Genomic DNA, 22,695 nt, shown 5'->3' on the forward strand with positions numbered 1-22,695 from the left:
TATTATAAAGAGCTCTCTTCAGTATTGACATGAATTTCATATTGCTCTTCTATTATTTTTTTAGCTAAAGTGATTCTTGGTATGGTTAATTTAGAATCTTTTTTTTCCAAAACCATATAAAACTCACCTTGAACATCATGAAATTTTTGTTCTGATAGTTGGATAAAATTATTCTGATGTAAATCATTTATAATTAAGCGAAAACTTGATGGTGTAAATTGCCAAGCGTGTATATCTATGGACTTATTATTTTCTATTAAATTATCAAATATATTTTTAGCTTTATCCATAGAATTAAAGAAAGTTAACTCCCCTTGATCTGAAGGTAACCAACCTATTGCTTCGTCTCTAAGTGAGTTATACATGAGTTCATCAAAAATATTACCAATGGAATGGCACTGTCTCTTTTCAATACTTGCTTGAATAAAATCACCAGTGGAAGAAAGTGACCTTAACACGTCAAAAGAAAATCGTTTATCTGGTACGGCCAATACTAACTTCCCAGAATTTTTCATTAGTTTTGAGCAGTCATTCAAAAAACCAATCATATCGTATGTATGCTCTATGACATGTGAAGCGACAATAAAATCATAATATCCATCTTTTTGGATAGTTTCATATAATGACTTTTCTTCCAGAACATAATCAACGATTTCAATATTTGACAAATTAACACCAGTGGCATTTTGGTATTTATTTATTAACGACTTTTGACATAAATGATCCAGAATTTCAACATTATAACCTTGTTTTTTAGGTAGCAATGGATTATGGCTGGGCCCAATTTCTAAGCCAACACCATCAGTATCAAATAATGATTTTAAATATTTCTCTCTACTCATACTCACTGACCTCACGTCGATGACGACTTTTTTGTAGCATTGTAAGAATAATAATATTATTTTCTTATTCGTAAAATATTACAAAACATGTCTAAAAATGGTATACACAGTGTTGATTAAACCTATATCTAAAATAGCTATCAAAACTGCTTTCCTAAGAAAAATATTTCTTCAATATAGCCTTTTCTGATAGGGTGAAAAGATCTAATTTTTTTACATGGGACTCCAATTCGACTTGGTATGTCGGCAACACGAAACTCTTGAGCTTCATGATTCATAGAGACAAAGATGTCAACTCTATTAACTAGTTGTTTCCAATACTCATCAACAGCTTCAATGCCTATTTCCACCATCGAATCATTATTCAGAGCAATGTCATAGTGATTATTTACTGTGTGAAACCAAGAAGTATTTTCAATGCGTATTCGAGAGCTTGCATCATCATACTCACCATGAAGTAATATTTTTTCAGGACCTAATGTACGACCGAGAAAATATGCTTGTGCAACATTAGCCATTGGTAAGTCGATAATTGTATAATCTGTAATACCAAACAGACTTGCAAACCATGCTGTACGACCTAAACCTGCCCCAATTTCTAATACCCTGTCTTTATTGACAAAAGATTGAAGCTGGTGAATTCTCCATGCCTGATAGAAAGCTTGCACAGCACGATGATTGATCACTCCTCTGCAACTTTTAATGCCATTTTGTTCTGGAATAATATTTGGAAAATTTAACTTAAAACCAATACATTCCTCAATACTTTCTAATAGATTATCTGGTGCCCAATTTTTTTCTTGAAAATCAACTTCTGGTAGGTAAGTTCGAATTGCTCCAATTGTTTCCGCAACACGGACTAGATTATCATGAGCCCAACGGGCCTGAAGCTCACCTATCTTAGGATTCTCTCGAGCTTGTTGAGCATACTCTTGAAAAACATTCTCAAATCCATAAAGTAAATTAGAGTTAGCAGGGTAACGTAGAACATCTGCCACTTTATTAACATCACCAGCTAAAAGTAATTCATGAATATCTTTTGACTTTTCCGATATGCTCGTCCAAATTGGACCACCAAGATCGCTGATATCATTAATACTACTTTGATACGCTTTGATGATACGTTCAATTAAAGCTTGGTCATCAAAGTTTGTCATCGCTTCTACAGTTTTCCAAGGCGTATCAGGCAAAAGATTATGATAGTAAAAAAGATTGGGGTTCATTATTATATTTTACATATTTTTAGAAAAATGTTCTTTGTTGAATGCCCAAATAAAATATTTGTAAGCCGTAATTTAAAGCGAAAAATGAAAATTTCAATTCAAAAATCCATTAATTCTTTCAATAAGTTCTTTTGATTGTACCAAGCATATTTATTTAATGTATCTGAGTGAGCTTTTCTAATCATTTGTTCATACTCTCCATTTTCTAATGTGTCCATTGCTTTGCTTAATACCTCACTCCATTCATAATCATTAGATATAAAGCCATTTTTTGCATTATTTATTGCCGACTTATATGTAAATGTGGGCGAAGCTATTGTTAGAGTTCCAACAATTGATGCCTCAAAAAATTTCAGTTCAGATTTACAATTTGTAAACTTATTATTTTGCAAAGGGACTATATTTATTTCCACTAAGCTCATTAATCTCTGTAAATTTACAAAGTCGTGTAAAGGATAAACTTCTATCCTATCATCAAATTTTTTTATTGAATCTGGTAATTCTAAATACCCAACTATCAACAATCTTATACGTTTATCTTGTTCTAATAACTTGATTAAAGATTCTACTACTATAGCAAAGTCTTTATTGTGGGTTGGTGTTCCACTGAAGTAACCAATATAAATAGTATCAGTTCTTTGAAAATGACTTTCTAATTTTTCTTTTAAAATTTTATTGGAAATAGCTAATTGTTCTTGGTTTAAAAAGTTTGGAATCGTCATGGTTTTAATATCATGATATTCTTTAACTTGGTCACCTAAATATGTATTAGTCGTAATACAACCATCACACAATTTCAATAAGGCTCCTATTCTCCCTATATACGCAAACCAATGATCCCAGACACCTTCTTGATTAAAGTCCTGGTCTAAAGTATGTAGAATTAAATCTATTTTTTGTGTATTAAACACTAAGTCATCTAGATCAAAAAGGACTTTCACCCCTTTGTTTTTAGCTCGAGCAATTAAACTATTTAAAGAAATAGTATACCTAGCTCTACAAATAACGAGTACGTTAATAGAATCTAAAATACTATGTAAATAATTTATTTCTTCTAAACAAAAATAGGTGGCAGATATTCCATCCATGTCTTGTATTGTTTGAATCATATTATAAACACGATATCTAAAGGTGCTACAATCAGGTTTCTCATAAAAATAGGCGATTCTTCGGTCTGAGGAATATAATGAATTTAATCTATTTTCTAAGGAGACAGCCCAAGGCTCGATATATTCTGCTGGGAGAGTATTAATATAGAACATTAACTTTGATACTTTTTAATGGCAGACTCAAAAGAATGATTCCAATCACTCTTAATATTATTATTTATATAATTATGCTGTCTTTGTTCTTCATTTAATGAAAGTGCTATACCTTTTTCTAATGAGCTAACTAATGATTGAACATCTAAATCAGATACTAAGATATTTTTACTATAATTTTCTAAGCTATTTTTGTTCTTAAATTTATTTGTGACGACTACGCTTCCTGTGGTCGATAAATCAAGTGGAGGATAACTAGGGTGAGGGGTATACATTAATGATAATCCTAAATCGATTGTTTTTAAGAATTCTACATAATCTTTCCAAGCTAGATTAGGTAGTGTTTTTGGGATATAACCATTCGAAAATTGTATTTCATCTGAAGTCGTTCCTAAAAAATATATTTCCCATAACTCTAAATCAATAATTCCTAACTGTAACGCTTTATCTAATACTTCCATCCCTCTAAAGAACAAATTTCTCGCATGATTCGGCCTGGCATAAAAAAATAAACGTTGTTTTGTTTTTTGAATGTCATTTTCTCTTTTAATATATAAACTTTTGTTAAAAGATGGCTCAAAATATAATCCATTCGTTAAGATATTTTCAAATCCGTCATTAATTAAATGTGTATAAAGAAGTTTAGTGTTTATTAATAAATTAATTTCAGGTGAAGCAATCGTTTCACTACAAAGTAAATGTTCATCACCTAAAGGATAAAACATTCTTTCATCTTCTTGTAATATATAAATTATTTTATTATGCGGCACGCTTTTTTTAACACTTGCAGTTGTCCACCAAGACGTTGTAATAAAAAGATCCTCATTAGAAGCATCAATGAACTTGTTGTTGTCATTTAAATCACAAAAGACAAATTCAACACTTTGAGTTAATCTTAAATTTTCACGATCTAATAAAGCTTTAAAGTTATCTTTACCGCCATTTTGGTGTCGTGTGATTATCCTAAGCTTTTTATCTTGGCTATTAGCAAGTAATATTGCAAAAATAATAGCTGTGGCAACTCCTCCATAAAAGCTATCGTCTAATAAACTATCAGTAACCAAATTAATCTGTGCTGAACTATCCGAATAACTACATATAGGAAGTGGTTCTATGTTCGGGAATCGTTGCTTGAATACATCAGAAATAACATTGCTTATAGGGGGTTCTGGAGATGGTTCGGAGGGAACTCGCTCAGTAAAAATTTGTTCTAAAATTTTAAAAAAAAGATTCTTTATTCCGTATCTTTTTCCATAATCAAAAACCTCCCATACAATTTTATACAAATCTCGCCCTTCTCTTTAATGATGATGATGATGATGATGATGATAATATGACTGACTTTAGAGATCAATTATCTGTTCTGGTCAACTCCAACCGGACACTTTCCTAAAGGAGTTTTCAAATTCAATTGGCGATTGATCCAAATTGGCTGAATGCAGTCGCTCAACATTATAATATTTCATGTACCTAGCAACATCTTCTCGCATATGTGTTCGAGTGGGCTGCGGTACTTTAAACAACCAATCATACTTTAAACTTCCAAAGAAGCGTTCTACAACAGCATTATCCCAGCAAGCTCCAACGTCACCCATACTAGCTCGACAACCTAATCGCGACAGTAGGTTTCTAAAGCCTTTACTCGTGTACTGAGAGCCTCTGTCACTGTGAAACACCAAACCTTTGCCTGGCTTGCGTAAATTATGAGCCTTTGTCAGTGCTTTGCTCGACCAAATCACGCGTCATGCGTTTTGATATATGCCAACCTACAATCCGGCGTGAATACAAATCCATGACAATGGCTAAGTACAACCAGCCCTCACCAGTCTTTAAATAGGACACATCACCCGCCCAAATTTGATTGGGTCCAACAGGATTGAAATTCATATTTAGCAAGTTGTCAGCAACAGCATCACTGTGTTTGCGCTTGGTTGTCACTTTATAAGCTATTCGCTGAGTCACAACTAATTTAAGCCGTTCCATTAACTTAATGGCGCGATACCGCGTTATTTCAAAGCCTTCTTTGCGTAGTGCTTTAGCAAGCTCTCTGCTGCCTAAACTGTTTCGACTTGCCTTGAATAATGCTTTGGCTCGTCGATACAGTCTTAGCATTTGAGCGCTAATGAGTTCACCAGGTTTTTTTAGCCATGCGTAGTATGCTGACGAACTCACTTCCATCACTTTACAAGCAACTGACACCGGATACTTCGCATCAAGCTCACTTATAAAAGAATATCTTACTTCATTTCTTTCGCGAAGAAGGCACTGGCCTTTTTTAGGATTTCACGCTCCATTTGTAGACGTTTACTATCTTTCCTGAGCTGAATTAACTCTGCCCGTTCATCACCAGACAACACGTCACCTAGTGCCTCTTTTTTATGCTTGGCTACCCAGTTGTAAAGTAGTTTGTCTGTCACACCCAAAGATGCAGCAGCTTGTAAGATTGGATAGTCTTGCTCTATTACCAGAGCGACCGCTTCTTGTTTAAATTCTTCGGGATAATGTTTATTTGTTCGTTTAGTCATATTCACCTCAATTAACAGGATTATAATCCTTTATTGAAGTGTCCGGTTACAACTAAAACTACAACAGCAACAGCGGTTAGTGTAACAATTTGACACAGTGACAACTCAAAAGTGGTAATGGTGATTATTGGAGTCAGAACGCTATAGTTGATGACCCCAATAATGAATGCTCTTCGTTAATGCACCGTATATTTTACTATTTTAACTGTGTAAATTAACCAAATAACGCCCCACAACCTTAGCTTGAATAAAGCGGTTCAGATATTCTGGGGTTTGTTCTAAGGATATTTCTTCACATAGATTTTGTAAATTGGGTAGTTTCATATCGCTAGCGACGCGTTGCCAAATACGTTGTTTATCACTAAGTGGGATGTATACCGAGTCCACACCGAGTAACGACACACCTCTTATGATAAAAGGAAACACAGTAGAGGAAAATGAATCAGAAGACGCCAGTCCACATGCTGATACGCCGCCACCTGATTTAATTTGTTTTAATAAGTTACTTAGATAGTCACCGCCTAGGGTGTCTATTCCATGAGCCCATCTTTCTTTTCCCATTGGCAGACTGGCTACTTCATTGAGCACATCACGATGTAATACTTCATCGGCACCAATAGACTTTAAATGCGCAGTTTGTTCAGGTTTACCTGAAAAGGCTACTACGCTATAACCTAACTGCTTAAGCAGGGCGATACTGATACTGCCGACCCCTCCAGTCGATCCTGTAACCGCGACGGGTCCATCTTCAGGACGTGCACCCATTTTTTCTAGTTTTTGGACACAAAGAGCTGCCGTTAACCCCCCCGTTCCGTAACTCATAGCTTCTTTTAACGTTAAATTATCTGGGCGTTTAACTGCCCAGTTTGCGGGAATGGAAATCATCTGACCTAATCCGCCGGGGGTATTCATACCCAAGTCATAGCCAAACATCACGACTTCATCTCCGGGTGAAAAGGTGCCTGACTTATCGCGCACAACAACGCCTGCAGCATCTATCCCAGGAGTATGTGGAAAGTGTGCGCTGACCCGTTTATTGCCGCTTGCAGATAAAGCATCCTTATAATTCAATGATGAATAGTGAACATTAACGAGTAAGTCATTTTCTGGTAAGTCACTCACTGAGCGATTGACTATATTCAACGTAAATTGTTTATTATCCGTTTCTTCTACTAGCAAAGCTTTAAAAGTATTTAGCTCAGACATTGTTGCAAGTTATCCATGGTGATTAGTGTGGATATCACTTTAACAAATAGGAAACATTCCGGCTAGAATAGTTGACTGCGAACTTTTACTGAACAGCTGAAGCCGGCAAACCTCATAGTGAAAGGGCTCAAAATGCTATTCGATTGATTACCCATGGCAATACTGGGTATTCAACAACATGATAGAAGATTAGAAAGGTGTTTAAGCTTTGTTATTTGGGTCACCATCTTAGTCTTTTTTCTGGGGTGCGTAACAGCAGGCAAAACAGATCTGTTTTATTAATCGAGCTGTCAGTTATGTTATACGTGATGGCTAAATGCATTTGAAACACAAGTGAGATACCTGACACTGCAACTGTATTTTCGTTATGTACATCATTATCTGTAAGTGGCCATAACGCAATTTGTTCATCTAACTTGCACTAAGCAGACTATCAGTCATCGTATCGACAGGTATCTACTTCATTATTGGATGTCTAAAAGGGCTACTTCAAAAATGAGTAAAGAGCCTGAGGTTATTTTCCCCGTGGCTCTATTGCCATATCCTAATTCAGATGGAATAAAAAATTTAAATTTATCACCAACAACCATTAATTGAACCCCCTCGGTCCACCCCTTTATGACTTGGTTTAAAGGGAAATTGATAGGTTCATCCCGTTCTACTGAGCTATCAAATACAGTGCCGTCCAATAACGTACCGTGGTAATGAACCTTTACCTTTGTGCTCGCACTTGGGTGCTCACTTCCTTCACCCTTTTGTAATACTTGATATTGCAAACCAGAAGCCGTTTCAATCACACCTTCAATAGTTTTATTTTTTGCTAAAAAATCCTTTCCTATCGCAATATTTTCAACCGCTTCTTTTTTATTTATTGAGTTTCTAGCGAAGTAGAAAATCGTCAATGCAATAGCAACAACTAAAATAATAAATTTCATGAGTTTTCCTATTAATGTCTTATAGGGGTATTCTAACACTCGATTCTTTTTGAGTGGGAGCATAGTAAGCAAATTAAGAACAAATAATACGCTGGCTCTTAAATGATTACTAAGGGTTGTCATGAAATAAACCCTCGTAATATTAAGAGTCGCAACTGATTATTTCAAAAAGAGTCCAGTCGAAAATGTAAACGTATTGGGCCATATTTAGAGTGAAAACTGAAATGGCGACACATCATAACCCCACCCAGAATGTTTAAAAATAGCCGAAGAAATGAGTATGTAAACCACTTTATTTCTGGATTTTGATTAAAGCTAGTTCGTTAGTTTATAGACCTTTTTTTCTAAAATGTTCCAGTATGGGTCACCCACAATGTATACCTGTATCATTGTGTGAGAGATGTGTTGTGGTGCTGTTTGTTAGTGCGTTTTATGTATAAATCGATAGCTAACACTTTAGAACAAAAATAAGTGATTGCTGCAGAGTACTCATTTTCCCAATTATTAGCATCAGGATAATGTATCTAATAGAGGAAAACTTCACTGCCGGTCTATTTAAGGTAACCGTGTATATTTAATTGGGAGATATCCCCAGATTTAATAAACGATCATAATTGAGGCGCGAATATCTGATCTTGCGAAGCGGTAATAATGGGCGTTTTACTACCACACAGTCTTGCTCGAATATGAAAATAATATCGGGGCAATCTATGATCACTATTGATGATTTATTTATTTTAAATGCATGGCCTGTTAGCCTAAGAAATTCACGAAATCTAATGAAATATTTATTTTTCACCTTGTACTCCTTAATTGCTGAGACTTAACATGCCAATACAATCTTCAGTAATATTAAGTCATTAGGTATTACATATAGTTCATTATTTTGATAAATAAAATATTTAAAGGAGATATTCTAATGAGTGTATTTCGGCAAGAATGCACCTGAAGTGTCATCATGATGCAAAATTAGCATCGGAATATATTTGGGATGATGATATAGGAAATGTATGGTTTAACTGGTCTAAACTTGAGAGTTAGCTCGTACCCAATCATGAATAGTTAAGTATACAAGGGCAGTATGGATTCATTAACGCAAGCAGTATTAGGAGGGGCGGTTGGTTATGCAGTACTAGGCCGCAAAGTGGGTCGCAAAGCGGCTATCTATGGCGCGATTCTGGGTACTTTGCCGGACTTAGATGTATTTTTGCCTTATGCAGGTGAAGTTGAAGCTTTCACTTATCATCGAGGATTTAGCCATTCTTTACTGGTGCATTTGTTGATCAGCCCATTGATTGTATGGTTCATAACCATATGTCATCAAGGGGCAACACAATATAAAAAACACTGGTTTTGGATGATATTTCTGTGTTTATCTACCCATGGTATTTTAGACAGTTTCACGGTTTATGGTACACAATTGTTATGGCCTATCACCGAGTATCCCTTTGCTGTATCTAATGTGTTTATTATTGACCCTATTTATACCTTGCCTTTATTGATCGCTTTTATTGTTGTCTTGTTACCTAACATTAAACCTAAACGCGCCTTTAAAATGAATATGCTTGGGATAGTAATTAGCAGCTTTTATCTATGTTGGTCTTTGGCAGTAAAAGTTTATATAGACGACAAAGTCGCCATAGCCCTAAACGATAGGCAGATTAAAGCTAATCATTATTTGAGTACGCCTGCACCTTTATCCACCTTGCTCTGGCGGATATTGATCATGTCAGATGAACAGTATTATGTGGGCTATGTATCTATTTTTGATGCAGTATCTGATGTGAGTTTAGATGTTTATCATTCGTCAGATTATCTACTCGATAATATTCAAAATGAATGGGGCGTGCAGAGACTTCAATGGTTCACGAAAGGTTTTTATTCGGTTAAGCAGGATGAACAGAATATTGTGTTATCTGATTTGCGTATGGGTGCAGAGTGCAGTTATGTTTTTAACTTTTTTGTAGGCAAGCAAACAAATAATGGGATTGTTACTGGCACTTTCGAGAAGGTGAGTGATCGGCCTGATTTGAGTCAGCTTGGCAGTATTTGGGATAGAATTTGGGATGCTTCAGTTTTAATGGCTTCCAATAAAAAAAACGCAGTGTGTGTCACCAGTGAATCTTAATTGCTCACTAATTTACTCAATTTCATAAGGCCCATAATAGGTATATTCGTCATGAGGCACCTTATATTTAGGTTGTAAAAATGTGACTAAATTGATCAACTCAGTGACGGTCATCACATCATTAAAGACCAGCATTTTTGACACCCCGTCTTGTTGGATTAGTGTAAGTTGATAGTTGCGGGCAAGCTTATGTGAGGGGTTAATGACAGAGGTTACCAAATCAGCATAGGTGGTAACCCGAATCGAGGTAACGCCCAATAGTACAGGGGGTTCAAATTCTTTGTTGACCATATCGTATGCAAATCCCTCAAGATTATGACAGGCTAGGCACTGATATTTCATAAAAACCCTCTCACCCGCAACGGCATCTCCCTTGGGCAAACTGAAGCCTATCGGAGACTCGGGGCCAGGCTTACAAGCTTGCAAACCAAGGGTTAAGACAATAGATAACAATAACGTATTCATATTTATGTCGCGTTTATACCATGCCTAATATAATTCCTTTTAAGATAAGAGAATATTGTCGTTAATAAAGCGTCTAATGTGCGACTTATTGATACGCGTCAAGTCCCGATAGAATAAGGACTTATTGAGGTTAGCAACCATTGCCTTTTTAAGTTACTTTCCTCAGGCTAGATTTACGGTGAGTCATCTTGAAACACACTAACCCCCATTCCCAATCTGAACGTCGAAAATCGGTAAGACCTGAAGTTACCGCTGGTTTACCTGGTGCTCCGTCAGCACTACACAAATATTTGCGTAAAACAGGCATAGACCCCGACAGGTTATCCATCTTACATCTAGGCCGACCTGCTTATTTGCACAAGTATGACATCCCACCTTGGGTCGTGAGGATGGCTGTGGGATATCTGTTATGGATAGCCTTATTTCTTCTCGATGTCTATCCGATTGGTCTCCCTCACTATCTTGAAGCCATATTTTCACTTGTGACTGGACTGATTATTATTCAGGTGGCCTGCCAGGTTTTAGTGACTGCCACCGAACGCTTTGCGGCACGAATGGGATGGACACACTATGTCGCAGGGACGGTGTCAGAGATCCTGTCTACTTTGCCTGAACTGGTGGTTATTGGGTTTCTGGTACCCGTGAGTCCTTTGACGGCCTTCATTGTTGCTATGATCACTATCTACAACAATGCTTTGGTATTTAGTATTTATTCTTATTTCCTGCCAAAAGACTACAAGGGCAAATACCTTATGCCTAAACCCATTACAGATGCTGGTACGCAAGTGTTGATTGCTGGTGGGGCATTGGGGATGGTTATAGGCATTGTTATGTTGATTTTATCTTCGAACGGGCACCCCAAAAAAGCTTTTGACGCTATTGATTTGGGAGGTATTACATTTTTACTGCTGGCTATTTTTGTGGCGTATCTCTACAAGTTGCTCAGAGACCTTGGAAAAGAGGAAGATGACGTCCAGGCCACACTAAAGTTAACCGAAGACGAAATGATTGAACGTCAGCAACTGGCTTTCAAAAATGTTGAGCGAAGCAGTCTTGGCCAAATCATGTTATTGCTAGCGATAGGTGTGTTAAGTGCATTTTTGGGAGGCGAAAGTATTGCAGATTTTGCGTCATTATCCATACAAGATATGGGATTGAGCGGGATTGTAGCGGCAATGATCCTTGCCGGTTTTGCGGGCATGAGTGAATATGTAATATTATGGACATCCCATCGTAAAAAAGAATACGGAATAGCCCTAGCAAATGCCTTTGGTGGCATTGCACAGTTGATGTTTCTGATTGTACCTTTTACCTTTCTTGCCATCGCTTATTACCAAGCATTTGTTAACCCAACTCATCCTGAGTTACCTATTTTGTTTTCGCTACCCAATATTTTATTGTTAATATTCCTTTTCCCTACTTTACATACATTAGCGTCACTATTAGAAAATGACCACACAATGGACATTCTTGACACTACAATAATGGTTACGCTGGTGGGTTTACTGCTTATACTGCTGGTAGTTTATGGGACAGCGCCTGAATAAAACCCCATGAACCAAAAAATTAGAATTAAGTTACTCTGATTTTTTGCCTGAACAAATAATTAAGGCTATTAAGATGATAAACAGTGAAAAGTACTTGTCTTCAATACACTCATAAACTGCTAATATTGGTCACAAGTCTTAATATATTAAATTCAAAAATGAAACATAAAGTATCACCTGAAGTTGCAGTGCAAGCGATAAAAATGGCCAAAAGCACCCAAAAAATGGGGCAAACTAAAGAACAAACTAAGTTGATTGCCCAAGGTATTGAGAAGGGCATTGCTGAATATAAAAAACAGCAGGGTAGAAAGTTACGTGAAATAGATAAACAGCGTAAACAAAAAATAAAACAGCGAGATAATGCATCTACCGAAACGGTGAAAGAGGCATCTAATAATTCTATAAAACCTTTGCCATGGGTTTTACTGACGTTAAGCTGGTTAGGTTTTTTCGCTTACATTATTTTGTAACACTTAACGTTTCAGATCAAGGTATAGAGGATCGTTGTAAGCAATTGTCAGTGCAACAACAGGTCAAATTCTGAGCGGGATTTGATGTGTTTTACATCTGCCTATATCGTTTTTATATACATACATTTGTTGGCAGACTAGGAGTTACTTACTGAGTCATCAACAACAAATGACCGTTAATATTGTAACAAAGCATAATAGCGTTATGCGATGTAAAGTTTACACAAATATTAATAGTGCTCTGTTAAAAGGGTATTACATTGTTGTATTTGAAGAAACCAATGAAACAACATTTTAAGTCGATAACTTTTTCAAGCTTACCGGCACACCCTTTGAAAATATTGCCAATACTTCCCACGAAAAATCGATACATTTAATTCATTTTGATAGGTAATACATTCCTAGAAAATGTTTGTTTGAGCACCACAGTAGACTCAATAGTAGCAATGTCATCTATTCTCCCTAAAGATTTTTTAACAAAACCTTCATAGTCTTCTAAGTCTTCGGCAATAATTTTCAGTAAATAATCATATGCGCCTGTTACCACAGAGCACTCTAACACCTGATCTAAGCTTGCAACCGTCTGTTCAAATTGTGTTGCTAATTTATCTGAGTTAGCACTTAATCTTACAAAGGCATAAACCAAGACGTTCAAGTTAAATGCTTGTCGGTTAAGCGTTGCTTGATAACCTTCTATCACACCCGCTTGTTCCAATTTTTTTACTCGTCTCAAACAGGGTGTATCAGACAAGTTCACTTCTTGAGCCAAATCGGACATAGATATGCGGCCATTGCGTTGCAATATTTCAACAATTAACCTGTCTTTTTTATCTAAAATCACTATATATCTACATTTAATGGGTGAAATTTTTTAATATATTAGCATTTTTAATTGAAATTCACTATTAAGCTGATTTTTATCATCGAGTTTTAGCGAATTACTGCTTTATGATCCTGCTAGTCTAGAACCTTGATACATCAATAAGTTTATTCTCAATTCAGGATAAAAACGTGACCGCACATTCCCAAGCATTTGACCGATGGATTAGAAGCGACTTTTGTGATTTAAACACAGAGTTAGAGCAGCTTTATTGGCAACAAGAAGATAAGGCCAACGTGGTTAATGTAGGTGACAAGCTAAAACAACAACTTGAAAGCGAGGGGCGTCGTTTAATACTGCCATTGCTGAATGAAGGCAATACGGACAATGGGTTTGATAATGCCTTTGATTTATTGGGAAATGTTGGCCTGTATATGGGGGCATGTAGACGCCATGAAATCACTGAACCTTCTAGAGAACAATCGTCTCCTTTGATAGAAGCGTCCGCCCTAGCGATGCATATTGGTGCGTCAATTGGTGTGACACCACGATTTGCCACTGCCCATTTAACCACACATAACAAAGCCCTTAACGGACGTTACAAGCGGTTTACGCATTTAGATGATGAAAAGGTATTCATCGATTACAACACTAAAGCTATTCTGGCCTATAAGCGCGCCGCGGATGCATTGATTAAAATCCAACCTCTGGGTATTTCCCATCCAATGACTGCTGACTTGTTACAGCTGGCTAAGCAGGGCTTGAAGGACGTTATTGAGTCCAACAAATCATTATTTCAAAAACTTGATACCGGTCGATTTTTTAATTGTGTACGACCTTATTACAAGCCATATCGAGTAGGCAAAGAAGTCTATCGTGGGGCGAATGCTGGGGATTTTGCCGGTATTAATGTTATCGATCTGCAGCTTGGATTGTGTTTTGCCAATGAACCTTCGTATTCACAAATGTTAGTTGACAAATTTTTGTACATGATGCCCGAAGATCAATTAATTCTTCGTGAATGTATGCGCAGCACCAGCTTAATGGAGGACTTTTTAGAGGCGCACTCTTTGGGTGTTCATCATGGTCACCCACAACAGTGGTATCAACAAAACTTGGGGTTGTTTTTAGACGTATGTAAACTTCATGGCACTACGGCAATACAGCACCATAATCAATTGGTTGAGCGATACATCACAAAACCATCAGCTGGTATTGCACAACAGCATATGCAGAAACTTACCGCCAGTGGTCCACCGTTGCATGAATTATTAGGCACGTTGCAAAAGTTACGAGATAGACGTGCTGCCCACCAACGTGATGATATTCGAACTCGTTATGCTGATATAGAAGCTTTAAAAAGTAGTCTTGCTGAGGGATGAACATGAGCCAGTACAAAAAAGATTTTTTGTTAGCTGATAGTAACTACCTATTAAATCATTCGGTAGGGCGACCATTAAAAACCACTGAGAAAGCCTTCAAAGATAGTTTTTTCTCTCCATGGCAAAACTCTGGAAAAGAACCTTGGGCGCATTGGTTAGAGGTGATCAATGATTTTCAATTAGCATTGAGTTCATTATTTAATGCACCGGCTGAAGAGTTTTGTCCGCAGGTTAATTTATCGAGCAGCCTTACAAAAGTAGTCATGTCCCTTGCTTCATTAAATAAACAGAATGTGGTTATTTTAATGAGCGAAACTGATTTTCCTAGCATGGGTTTTGCGCTGCAAAAATCCTTACCTAAAAGTACTGAAATCCGTTTCATCAACAAACATTTAGACATCACTGATGCCAATATTTGGCAGCAACACTTAACGACAGATATTGATCTAGTATTTGTATCGAGTGCTTACTCCAATACTGGCCAATTGGCTCCCGTTCGCGAGATAACATCATGGGCTAAGGAGCAAGGCATCATTTCAGTGTTAGACATTGCACAATCTGCTGGTGTGATCCCAATAAATTTGCAAGATGTTAGGCCTGATTTCATGATTGGCTCAAGTGTAAAATGGTTATGCGGTGGACCAGGCGCTGCTTATTTATGGGTCAACCCAGATATAATCGAGCATTGCCAACCAAAAGATGTGGGATGGTTTTCTCATGAAAACCCATTTGAATTTGATATTCACCACTTTAACTATAATCAATCTGCCATGAAATTTTGGGGGGGGACACCATCTATTGCACCCTTCGCCCTAGCCTGTCATTCAATTCACTACTTTGTCATGTTAGGTATTCACCAAGTTAGAAAACACAACCAAGGGATGATCGATTTACTTGTAGATGAATTTGAGACTGAAATAATGTCACCGTTACATGCTGAAACACGCAGTGGTACCGTGATTTTAGATTTTAAAAATAAACAAACGGTTATTATGCAAGCACTAAGTCATACCAATATAAGCGTTGATGCTCGCCATTTAGGCATGCGAGTTTCTGCACATATTTATAATGACACTGATGATATCCAACAATTTATTGATGTTGTTAAACAAAACTACTAATTGATTATTCAGTACACCTGTTATCGTTTCATAATCATTCTTATTGTTATATCCATGTCACCTCTGCGGAAGATACACAAGTAAATATTAATGAGCTAAGCATAGAATTATCAACTGCTACGCGGAGCTGCATCTTGGTGGTATGGGTAACACCCTAGGTTGAAAGCAACTTTGTATTTTGAAAAGCACCCCATGACTGCTTATTTATCCAAAATTGTGCGATTTTCAGAGTCTATAAACATGATAAATCAGAGGCAGAGACGCATTTGATTCAATCAGTCATTGTGCGTGTGTATTTCAATCAAAACAAATAATGAACTGGATGACCTTTTACTTTACAATCCTCGGCCTAATTTTTAGGTGACGAATGGCGGATATGGCAGCAATAGGTATAGATTATGGGACTTCGAATTCCGAAGTGGTGTATTTTGATGGTCAGCAGCATCATTTTGTTAAACTCGATCCTAGTCTAGAAGCAGCAAACAAAATTCGGTCTTCGGTTTTTATCTATTATAAAGACGAGTTGCCTACACCTCCTATCCCCATGATTGAAGCGAAAATCGCGCAAATAAAGCGTGCTATTTCTGATAAAATTGATAAAGCCAAAGACGGATATTACGAGGCTTCAGAACCAAGAGAGCAACGTATTCACAGCGAAAGAATAGATGAGCTGCGCGCTGAATTACATGATGTGCCTGCTTTACAAGAGCGTGCTATCGAACTTTTGTTGGAAAACATGACGGTGCAAGACTTGCCCCTGCAACAGTTAGTTGAAACAGGTGAGTTTGCCTTTGGTGAAGAAGGATTTAAACGTTATTTGAAAACGCCTGAAAAGGGTCGGCTAATCTATTCGCCTAAAAACTTTTTAGGTGCCAGCTTAGTGGCAGGACAATATCAGGCATTTGTCGGTTTGATAGCCAGACAATTAGAATTTTTCCGTTTAAGTGCTGAGCAACAATTAGGGCAGTCTGTCGATACTGCTGTTATTGGTCGCCCTGTGCGCTTTCATGGTACGCGAGGGCTAGATGGTAACAACCAAGCTATCGATATTATGACCCAAGCGGCAAATATGGCAGGTTTTACACAAGTCGACTTCCTTGAAGAGCCCATAGCCGCAGCATACAAGATTGAACGTACTCTTGATAAACACACTAACGTGCTGGTGGTGGATATTGGTGGTGGAACTACGGATATTTGCTGCATTAAGTTGTCACCAGAAAAATTAGCAAATGTCGATCGGCAACAAGATGTTATGTCGGTAACCGGAACGCGCTTGGGTGGCATGGAATGCGATAAAAATCTGATCATAAAATCCATTGCCCCAACGATGGGACAAGGTTTATTGATGTATAACGGTTTGCCGGTGCCACCTGCTTATTTTTCTGATATGTGTGCGGTAGACGATATTCCAAAACTCAATCGATTTTTCTCAGAAGAGTACTGGTTGGATATTGCTAACACAAAATCCTTGGTTAAAGAGCCTAAATTGTTAGAGCGGTTATTAGAAGTACAAGAAGAAAAGCTCTCAGCTAGGTTAGTGAACTCATCACGCTTAGCCAAAGAATTACTGTCTTCAAAAGAAGAAATTATCTTACCATTACATTATATCGAGGAAGGCTACGACGTAAAGCTGAACGTCGTGGAACTTAAGCGCTCCATGCAATCTTGGTTAGCGAGGGTGAAGAGTTTAGTGACCGAATGTTTAGAAAATAGCTCAGAGCCACCAGAGATGTTATTTGTTACTGGCGGTATGAGTTTGTCGCCTATCGTCAAAAAAGAGCTGTTAGACATGTTACCCGGCTTGCCCCTTATGGAAGGTGATGCATTTAATTCTGTATGTGAAGGTTTGGGCATTCAAGCAGCCAAATTATCTAGTGCCAATATTTCCTAACGCTCCGCCCATAGCTGGCTGTGTCATAAGTGGGGGGCTAATTATCATCGCCCCAACAGCATAGTCAATCTTTATCACCTCTCCAAATAAGCCAGCATCCCTTAGAAAAGTCATCTTTAATATCACCTTCATTCCTAAGGGAATGATCAGAGGATAGCTGTTTTTTGAATGGGCATAATGCAGATGTATATCTATGGGAATGTTATTTTAGTCTGAACAAATAACTCTAGCTAAGGCCGTTAATATGCGATGGGGTGTTGAATTTCAATGAAGCGGGCCTCTTCCCCCCAAGTGCTGATGCAGGCGCTTTATGTTACTAGAAAAACATTTGTTATCTACAGACATCCAGCACTTTGGCTGACGCATCCCTTGTTAGTCACCATATCTCATCATCAGTGGATCAATAAACGCAGGTTTGATCATTTGTGTCGTTTCTTTTTTGCGCAAACACCTTTAAGGTTACTGCAATAAAATAAAGGGGTACAAACAATGAAGACTTTGGGTATGCAATCTTCTCGTAGGCAATTTATACAACAATTGGGTTTAGGCGCTGCTTGGTTAGGACTGGCGGCCAATACGTCATTTGCATTTGCTCACAACACTTCTGTTTTACCCTTTCGCCAAAACGCTCAACCCCTTTTGTTGCATTATAATGAGAACTCTCTTGGGATGTCGCCCAATGCCTTGTCTGCGGCAAAGATTGCCATTGATCGTTATGGTAATCGTTACCCAGGTGCCTCTGTTGATGAATTGAAAAGTAAACTGGCAGACCATCATCAAGTTAGGTCAGAACAATTGATTTTTGGCAACGGCTCAACTGAAGTATTACAGGCCATTGCTACCTATGCGGCCAGGCAGCACGCCACTATGATTGAGCCTTCGCCTACATTTGGTGCGCTCAGAGGATATTGCGAAGCAGAAAATATGAATGTTATTCAGGTCCCTGTTGGTCAAGATTTCGAGATGAATATCACTGCCATGAAAAAACAGGCCATGGCACAAACTGGCCCAGTGTTGATCAATATCTGTAACCCTAACAATCCCTCCGGAAACATTGTTGATTTCACGAGCATGTTCGACTGGATAAATAATGCGCCTGATACACATTTATTTTTGCTCGACGAAGCCTATTTTGACTACGCTCAAGCAAATCCCAATTATAAAAGTGGATTAGATTTAATTAACCAAGGTAAAGATAATGTGATAGTCAGCCGAACGTTTTCTAAAGTGCATGGTATGGCTGGCATGCGAATGGGTTACGGTATCACTACCATAAAAACAGCGAATAAAATAACACCCTTTGCTGCAGGATTTAACTTAAGTGCAGCGGGTATCGCTGCCGCTTCAGCAGCACTGGATGACAAAGCGTTTTATAAAAAGAGTATTGAATACAATCAATTATCTAAAACGATATTAGTCAATACATTAAATGAATTGGAGCTGGATTATATTCCAAGTGATACTAATTTTGTATTGCACAGAATAGGCGCCCCATTGGCTGATTATACCGACCATATGCAGCGTAATGGTGTGCGTGTAGGCAGAAAAATGACTCTGGATGATCGCTGGAATCGTATATCCTTGGGTACGCCTGATGAGATGAATATATTCACTCAAACGTTAATGGCATTCAGGCAAAATGGTTGGGTGTAGCGTCGCTTTTATTAGGAAAAAAGGATAGGGTTTCTTGTTCTAAAGTCTGCATCAGCTGAACCAGTCAATTCTAAAAAAACAAGTGCATTAGAAGGTGATTCGAAGAGTATTCAAACCCAACAATGCTGTTATGAGATAAGGCATCATGCGTAAATGATTTCTGTATAAATGAGACGTTATTTGCCATGTTATTAAATAAAGGTAAAACAGGGGTTAATACATAGATTTATTTTCAATAACGTTCACTTCCTCGATCCCAATCAAATGCTAACCTTGTTTAAGCACAAACCTAAGTTTAGCGTTGTTCGTGCTGGACTAAATCCGTATGATTGACCACACACATAGACAAGATAAAACTGACCATGACAGATACCAACCCACCTCCTGCCGATTTTATGGCTCAAGTACAAGTCACTCAAACATTATGGGCGCTACAAGATCAAGCCAGCGAGGGGTGGGTGGTCCTGGATTCAATTAATTTTGAAAATGCAGATGTGATGCCAGTATGGTCAAGTATGGAATTAGCAAAAAGTCACTGTGTTGACGAATGGCAAGATTATGTACCTATGGCTATTACGTTAGCTGACTGGTTGGAGTTTTGGGTAGAAGACTTAGCCGAAGATAATGTGCTTATAGGCGTGGAATGGCGTGATGGCGGTGAATACATAGAGTTGGAACTTGTGGAATTTAGCCAAATGGTAGCTAAGTTAGAAACCTTGTAAATATGAATGTGAGGGGGCAAGTTCATAAACCTCCAGCAATCGATTTCAAATCACCTATTCATGATTGCGCCATCTTCCAGGACTAAGTTGGAAGAGTTGTTTAAAGCGGTGGGCAAAGCTGGCACTGTCGGCATACCCTACAGTATCAGCTATTTGTTCTAGGCTGTAATGCGTATAACGCAGCAGGTAGCATGCATAATCCATTCGCGCCTGGGTCAATAATTTCATTGGGGTCTTGCCTGTTTCTTTTTTACATAACCGATAAAATTGTGGCTCTGATATGTGGAGTTCATTAGCCAGCGCGCTGACGGTCCATGGCAATTGCAACTGTTTGTTCACATTACGTATCAGAGTATGAAAACGCTGCTGCTGCGCATTTTGTGTCGGTGTTTTTTTTAGCGTCTGTTCAATCTGATAAAGCAACACTTCGATGAGTCTTAGTTGAATGTCAGACTGGAAACGACCATCGCTGTGCTCAAAATCCCTAATCAGTGACATGGTTTGATACAGCAAGGATGTGTCATCACTTTGCCACACGCCTGCCTTGAGTTGGTGAATAAACTGATACTCTGGGCAGTCATGTAACAATAACCAGCACATGTCCCAATGATCAGCGTCGAGCTCATATAGAAAAGGGGTCCCTGCTGGGATCAGCATTATAGTGTTTGCGGCAATGGATTGGCAGCCTGTTTCTAGAGTAAGTTTGCCTGCACCTGACTGGGTTGATATTAAGTAATGGACATGAACTGAGTCATTTTTCTTACCATGGAAATACTCACCTTTACCGCTTTTGCCTATCTGATAGGCCTTTCTTAAATATGATAAACCTGCATAGGCAATAAAGGCTTTGCCGTTACCAGGAAGTGATTTAAAGTTAAGGAAATATTCTTTGCAACTAGGGTCTATATTAAGGATTTCACGCCACATATTTTTATTCAGATGATAGTTTTAGACATGATACATGATATTCGTAATGATGTTTATTTGCTCGCACTCTTATAAAATATCGCTCATCTGCCTTAGACTATATTTCTATCAATATGTTAAATACCCCTTCATCAACACTGCGGCAAAGCCTTAAACTTGCCTGGCCCATTTCGTTGCAAAGTGTCTTGGTGACCATGCTGGGAATGAGTGACATTATGATGGTGGGGCATCTTGGTGACACAGCGATTGCTTCTGTTGGATTAGGTAACCGGATCCAGTTTGTGGTGCTGATTATTTTGTCTGGTTTAGCCACAGGCGTGGGTGTGTTGTCTGCGCAGTATTTTGGGGCAGATAAAAAAGGTTGTATTAGTCCTGTCATGATAAAAACTCTTGCTATTGGCGCTGGGGTTTTATTGCCTGTGGTATTGCTGACCTTTGCTTTTGGTGATCTTATTGTTGGGCTGGGAACCACTGATCAAGTCATCATCAACACGGGCAAAGCCTATCTGTGGGTCACTATGCCCAGTTTAGCGTTTGTTTTAGTGGTCATGGTTTTTGAGAATGCCTTGCGTGGACTCGGCCAAGTAAAGTTTTCTATGATGCTTGGAATGATTGCGATTGTTATCAATATTGCTTTGAACTTCTGGCTAATTAATGGTGGGTTAGGTATTGATGCGCTGGGTGTGGCAGGTGCTGCTTGGGCAACCTTTTTTGCCAGAGCTATTCATGCATCACTGATTGTATTTTGGCTGTATAAAAGAAAACATGTTGTTTTTCCTACGCGCCCTATCGGCAACGAGTTTTATGATAAAGCACAGTGGATCCATTTAATTAAACTAGTGTGGCCGATGATGTTGAGCTTTGGTGTTTGGTCATTGGGTACCTTTTTCTATCAGCTTATCTACGGTCGTATCGGTACACAAGAACTGGCTGTAATGAGTCTTATGGCACCCTTGGAAGGTTTGCTTGTTGCCTTCTTTTTTGGTTTTGCTTCCGCCTGTTCGATTATGGTGGGCCAACGACTAGGACAAAACGCATTTAGTTCTGCTTGGTCTGTCGCCAGAGGTTTTGCCATCAGCGCACCTATTGTTACCTTTTTCTTAGGTCTGGTGATGTGGAGCCTAGAATTTTTAGTTTTCATGCCCTATGACAATCTGGATCAGGATACCCTAGCTGTCGCTCATGATATCTTTATGCTTATTACGTTTGGCACCTGTATCAAAGTGTTTAACATGACAGCTTCAATGGGCATTTTGAGAGCTGGGGGAGACAACAAACACTGTTTGCTTATCGATTTTTCTGGCATGTGGGTAATAGGCATTCCGTTAACCTTTGCCGCAGCATTTTATTTTGCCTTACCTATTTATTGGGTGGTGTTGATTACCTATTCAGAAGAGGTGGTTAAATCAGTCTTGTTTGTGTATCGCTTGAAAGCAAAATACTGGCTGCGCAATCTCACTGTGGATATGCCATCGGCCACTTCTGCTCCTTAAATTAGTGGTATGTCTGCTTTATTCATGGCTAGTTAGAGAGTTAAATCTTACGATGTGTAAAAGACACGCTCATAAATGTTTTG

At 38.2% G+C, this 22,695-nt stretch carries 18 protein-coding genes and 1 pseudogene; 9 read left to right on the plus strand and 10 right to left on the minus strand.

Translation table 11 applies throughout. The annotated features are described in order from the left end of the window. Positions 1-2: 2 nt before the first annotated feature. From Q0Y52_RS09290 to Q0Y52_RS09320, 7 genes and pseudogenes are all read right to left on the minus strand, one after another. Complete coding sequence (locus tag Q0Y52_RS09290; RefSeq protein WP_297820867.1) at positions 3-842, minus strand: methyltransferase domain-containing protein; 840 nt, start codon at positions 840-842, stop codon at positions 3-5. 140 nt (positions 843-982) lie between these two features. Then, positions 983-2,065: a hypothetical protein gene (locus Q0Y52_RS09295; protein ID WP_297820869.1), complete on the minus strand. Its 1,083-nt coding sequence runs from the start codon at positions 2,063-2,065 to the stop codon at positions 983-985. A gap of 98 nt (positions 2,066-2,163) precedes the next feature. Next, the gene (locus Q0Y52_RS09300; RefSeq protein WP_297820871.1) at positions 2,164-3,327 is read right to left on the minus strand and encodes a glycosyltransferase; all 1,164 of its coding nucleotides are present in this window, start codon (positions 3,325-3,327) and stop codon (positions 2,164-2,166) included. Continuing rightward, positions 3,327-4,613 (minus strand): hypothetical protein, encoded by a 1,287-nt coding sequence (locus Q0Y52_RS09305; protein WP_297820873.1) that lies wholly within the window; start codon positions 4,611-4,613, stop codon positions 3,327-3,329. The genes Q0Y52_RS09300 and Q0Y52_RS09305 overlap by 1 nt, the downstream gene beginning before the upstream one ends. Before the next feature lie 81 nt (positions 4,614-4,694). Then, positions 4,695-5,852 (minus strand): annotated as a pseudogene (locus tag Q0Y52_RS09310) (IS3 family transposase). A gap of 201 nt (positions 5,853-6,053) precedes the next feature. Beyond that, complete coding sequence (locus Q0Y52_RS09315) at positions 6,054-7,058, minus strand: YhdH/YhfP family quinone oxidoreductase (protein WP_297820875.1); 1,005 nt, start codon at positions 7,056-7,058, stop codon at positions 6,054-6,056. Between the two features lie 464 nt (positions 7,059-7,522). Continuing rightward, complete coding sequence (locus tag Q0Y52_RS09320; protein ID WP_297820877.1) at positions 7,523-7,993, minus strand: FKBP-type peptidyl-prolyl cis-trans isomerase; 471 nt, start codon at positions 7,991-7,993, stop codon at positions 7,523-7,525. A gap of 1,081 nt (positions 7,994-9,074) precedes the next feature. On the opposite strand from Q0Y52_RS09320, the gene Q0Y52_RS09325 reads away from it, so the two are divergent. Then, positions 9,075-10,121 (plus strand): metal-dependent hydrolase, encoded by a 1,047-nt coding sequence (locus tag Q0Y52_RS09325; RefSeq protein WP_297820879.1) that lies wholly within the window; start codon positions 9,075-9,077, stop codon positions 10,119-10,121. Between the two features lie 12 nt (positions 10,122-10,133). Here the strand turns inward: Q0Y52_RS09325 and Q0Y52_RS09330 are convergent, their stop codons facing one another. After that, positions 10,134-10,586, minus strand: coding sequence for a cytochrome C (locus Q0Y52_RS09330; RefSeq protein ID WP_297820881.1), 453 nt, complete (start codon positions 10,584-10,586; stop codon positions 10,134-10,136). 188 nt (positions 10,587-10,774) lie between these two features. On the opposite strand from Q0Y52_RS09330, the gene Q0Y52_RS09335 reads away from it, so the two are divergent. Both Q0Y52_RS09335 and Q0Y52_RS09340 read left to right on the plus strand, forming a co-directional pair. Then, positions 10,775-12,133: a hypothetical protein gene (locus tag Q0Y52_RS09335; protein WP_297820883.1), complete on the plus strand. Its 1,359-nt coding sequence runs from the start codon at positions 10,775-10,777 to the stop codon at positions 12,131-12,133. Positions 12,134-12,291: 158 nt separating this feature from the next. Then, positions 12,292-12,603, plus strand: a complete 312-nt coding sequence (locus Q0Y52_RS09340) for a DUF2956 domain-containing protein (RefSeq protein ID WP_297820885.1) — start codon at positions 12,292-12,294, stop codon at positions 12,601-12,603. A gap of 373 nt (positions 12,604-12,976) precedes the next feature. Here the strand turns inward: Q0Y52_RS09340 and Q0Y52_RS09345 are convergent, their stop codons facing one another. After that, positions 12,977-13,441 (minus strand): Lrp/AsnC family transcriptional regulator, encoded by a 465-nt coding sequence (locus Q0Y52_RS09345; protein ID WP_297821499.1) that lies wholly within the window; start codon positions 13,439-13,441, stop codon positions 12,977-12,979. Between the two features lie 173 nt (positions 13,442-13,614). Between Q0Y52_RS09345 and Q0Y52_RS09350 the strand changes: the two genes are divergently transcribed. The 5 genes from Q0Y52_RS09350 (at position 13,615) to Q0Y52_RS09370 (ending at position 20,192) form a co-directional block, all read left to right on the plus strand. Further along, entirely contained in the window at positions 13,615-14,805 is a 1,191-nt protein-coding gene (locus tag Q0Y52_RS09350) for a monodechloroaminopyrrolnitrin synthase PrnB family protein (protein ID WP_297820887.1), read from the plus strand. A gap of 2 nt (positions 14,806-14,807) precedes the next feature. Further along, positions 14,808-15,926, plus strand: coding sequence for an aminotransferase class V-fold PLP-dependent enzyme (locus tag Q0Y52_RS09355; RefSeq protein ID WP_297820888.1), 1,119 nt, complete (start codon positions 14,808-14,810; stop codon positions 15,924-15,926). 376 nt (positions 15,927-16,302) lie between these two features. After that, positions 16,303-17,817 carry an Hsp70 family protein gene (locus tag Q0Y52_RS09360; RefSeq protein WP_297821501.1) on the plus strand — a complete coding sequence of 505 codons (1,515 nt, stop codon included), beginning with the start codon at positions 16,303-16,305 and terminating at the stop codon, positions 17,815-17,817. Positions 17,818-18,306: 489 nt separating this feature from the next. After that, positions 18,307-19,470: a histidinol-phosphate transaminase gene (locus Q0Y52_RS09365; RefSeq protein ID WP_297820890.1), complete on the plus strand. Its 1,164-nt coding sequence runs from the start codon at positions 18,307-18,309 to the stop codon at positions 19,468-19,470. A 362-nt stretch (positions 19,471-19,832) separates the two neighbouring features. Beyond that, positions 19,833-20,192 carry a DUF2750 domain-containing protein gene (locus tag Q0Y52_RS09370; RefSeq protein ID WP_297820892.1) on the plus strand — a complete coding sequence of 120 codons (360 nt, stop codon included), beginning with the start codon at positions 19,833-19,835 and terminating at the stop codon, positions 20,190-20,192. Positions 20,193-20,246: 54 nt separating this feature from the next. Here Q0Y52_RS09370 and Q0Y52_RS09375 read toward each other — a convergent pair whose 3' ends face one another. After that, positions 20,247-21,119 (minus strand): AraC family transcriptional regulator, encoded by an 873-nt coding sequence (locus tag Q0Y52_RS09375; protein ID WP_297820894.1) that lies wholly within the window; start codon positions 21,117-21,119, stop codon positions 20,247-20,249. Positions 21,120-21,232: 113 nt separating this feature from the next. Here Q0Y52_RS09375 and Q0Y52_RS09380 point away from each other — a divergent pair, with 113 nt between their 5' ends. Continuing rightward, positions 21,233-22,612 (plus strand): MATE family efflux transporter, encoded by a 1,380-nt coding sequence (locus Q0Y52_RS09380; RefSeq protein WP_297820896.1) that lies wholly within the window; start codon positions 21,233-21,235, stop codon positions 22,610-22,612. Positions 22,613-22,695 lie beyond the last annotated feature (83 nt).

This window comes from uncultured Paraglaciecola sp., from assembly GCF_943787955.1.
GTDB lineage: Bacteria > Pseudomonadota > Gammaproteobacteria > Enterobacterales > Alteromonadaceae > Paraglaciecola.

Coding starts and splice junctions, on each gene's coding strand:
- Q0Y52_RS09290 (WP_297820867.1), bottom strand. CDS start 842: ATGAGTAGAGAGAAATATTTAAAATCATTATTTGATACTGATGGTGTT.
- Q0Y52_RS09295 (WP_297820869.1), bottom strand. CDS start 2,065: ATGAACCCCAATCTTTTTTACTATCATAATCTTTTGCCTGATACGCCT.
- Q0Y52_RS09340 (WP_297820885.1), top strand. CDS start 12,292: ATGAAACATAAAGTATCACCTGAAGTTGCAGTGCAAGCGATAAAAATG.
- Q0Y52_RS09375 (WP_297820894.1), bottom strand. CDS start 21,119: ATGTGGCGTGAAATCCTTAATATAGACCCTAGTTGCAAAGAATATTTC.
- Q0Y52_RS09315 (WP_297820875.1), bottom strand. CDS start 7,058: ATGTCTGAGCTAAATACTTTTAAAGCTTTGCTAGTAGAAGAAACGGAT.
- Q0Y52_RS09360 (WP_297821501.1), top strand. CDS start 16,303: ATGGCAGCAATAGGTATAGATTATGGGACTTCGAATTCCGAAGTGGTG.
- Q0Y52_RS09325 (WP_297820879.1), top strand. CDS start 9,075: ATGGATTCATTAACGCAAGCAGTATTAGGAGGGGCGGTTGGTTATGCA.
- Q0Y52_RS09365 (WP_297820890.1), top strand. CDS start 18,307: ATGAAGACTTTGGGTATGCAATCTTCTCGTAGGCAATTTATACAACAA.
- Q0Y52_RS09300 (WP_297820871.1), bottom strand. CDS start 3,327: ATGTTCTATATTAATACTCTCCCAGCAGAATATATCGAGCCTTGGGCT.
- Q0Y52_RS09330 (WP_297820881.1), bottom strand. CDS start 10,586: ATGAATACGTTATTGTTATCTATTGTCTTAACCCTTGGTTTGCAAGCT.
- Q0Y52_RS09320 (WP_297820877.1), bottom strand. CDS start 7,993: ATGAAATTTATTATTTTAGTTGTTGCTATTGCATTGACGATTTTCTAC.
- Q0Y52_RS09380 (WP_297820896.1), top strand. CDS start 21,233: ATGTTAAATACCCCTTCATCAACACTGCGGCAAAGCCTTAAACTTGCC.
- Q0Y52_RS09355 (WP_297820888.1), top strand. CDS start 14,808: ATGAGCCAGTACAAAAAAGATTTTTTGTTAGCTGATAGTAACTACCTA.
- Q0Y52_RS09370 (WP_297820892.1), top strand. CDS start 19,833: ATGACAGATACCAACCCACCTCCTGCCGATTTTATGGCTCAAGTACAA.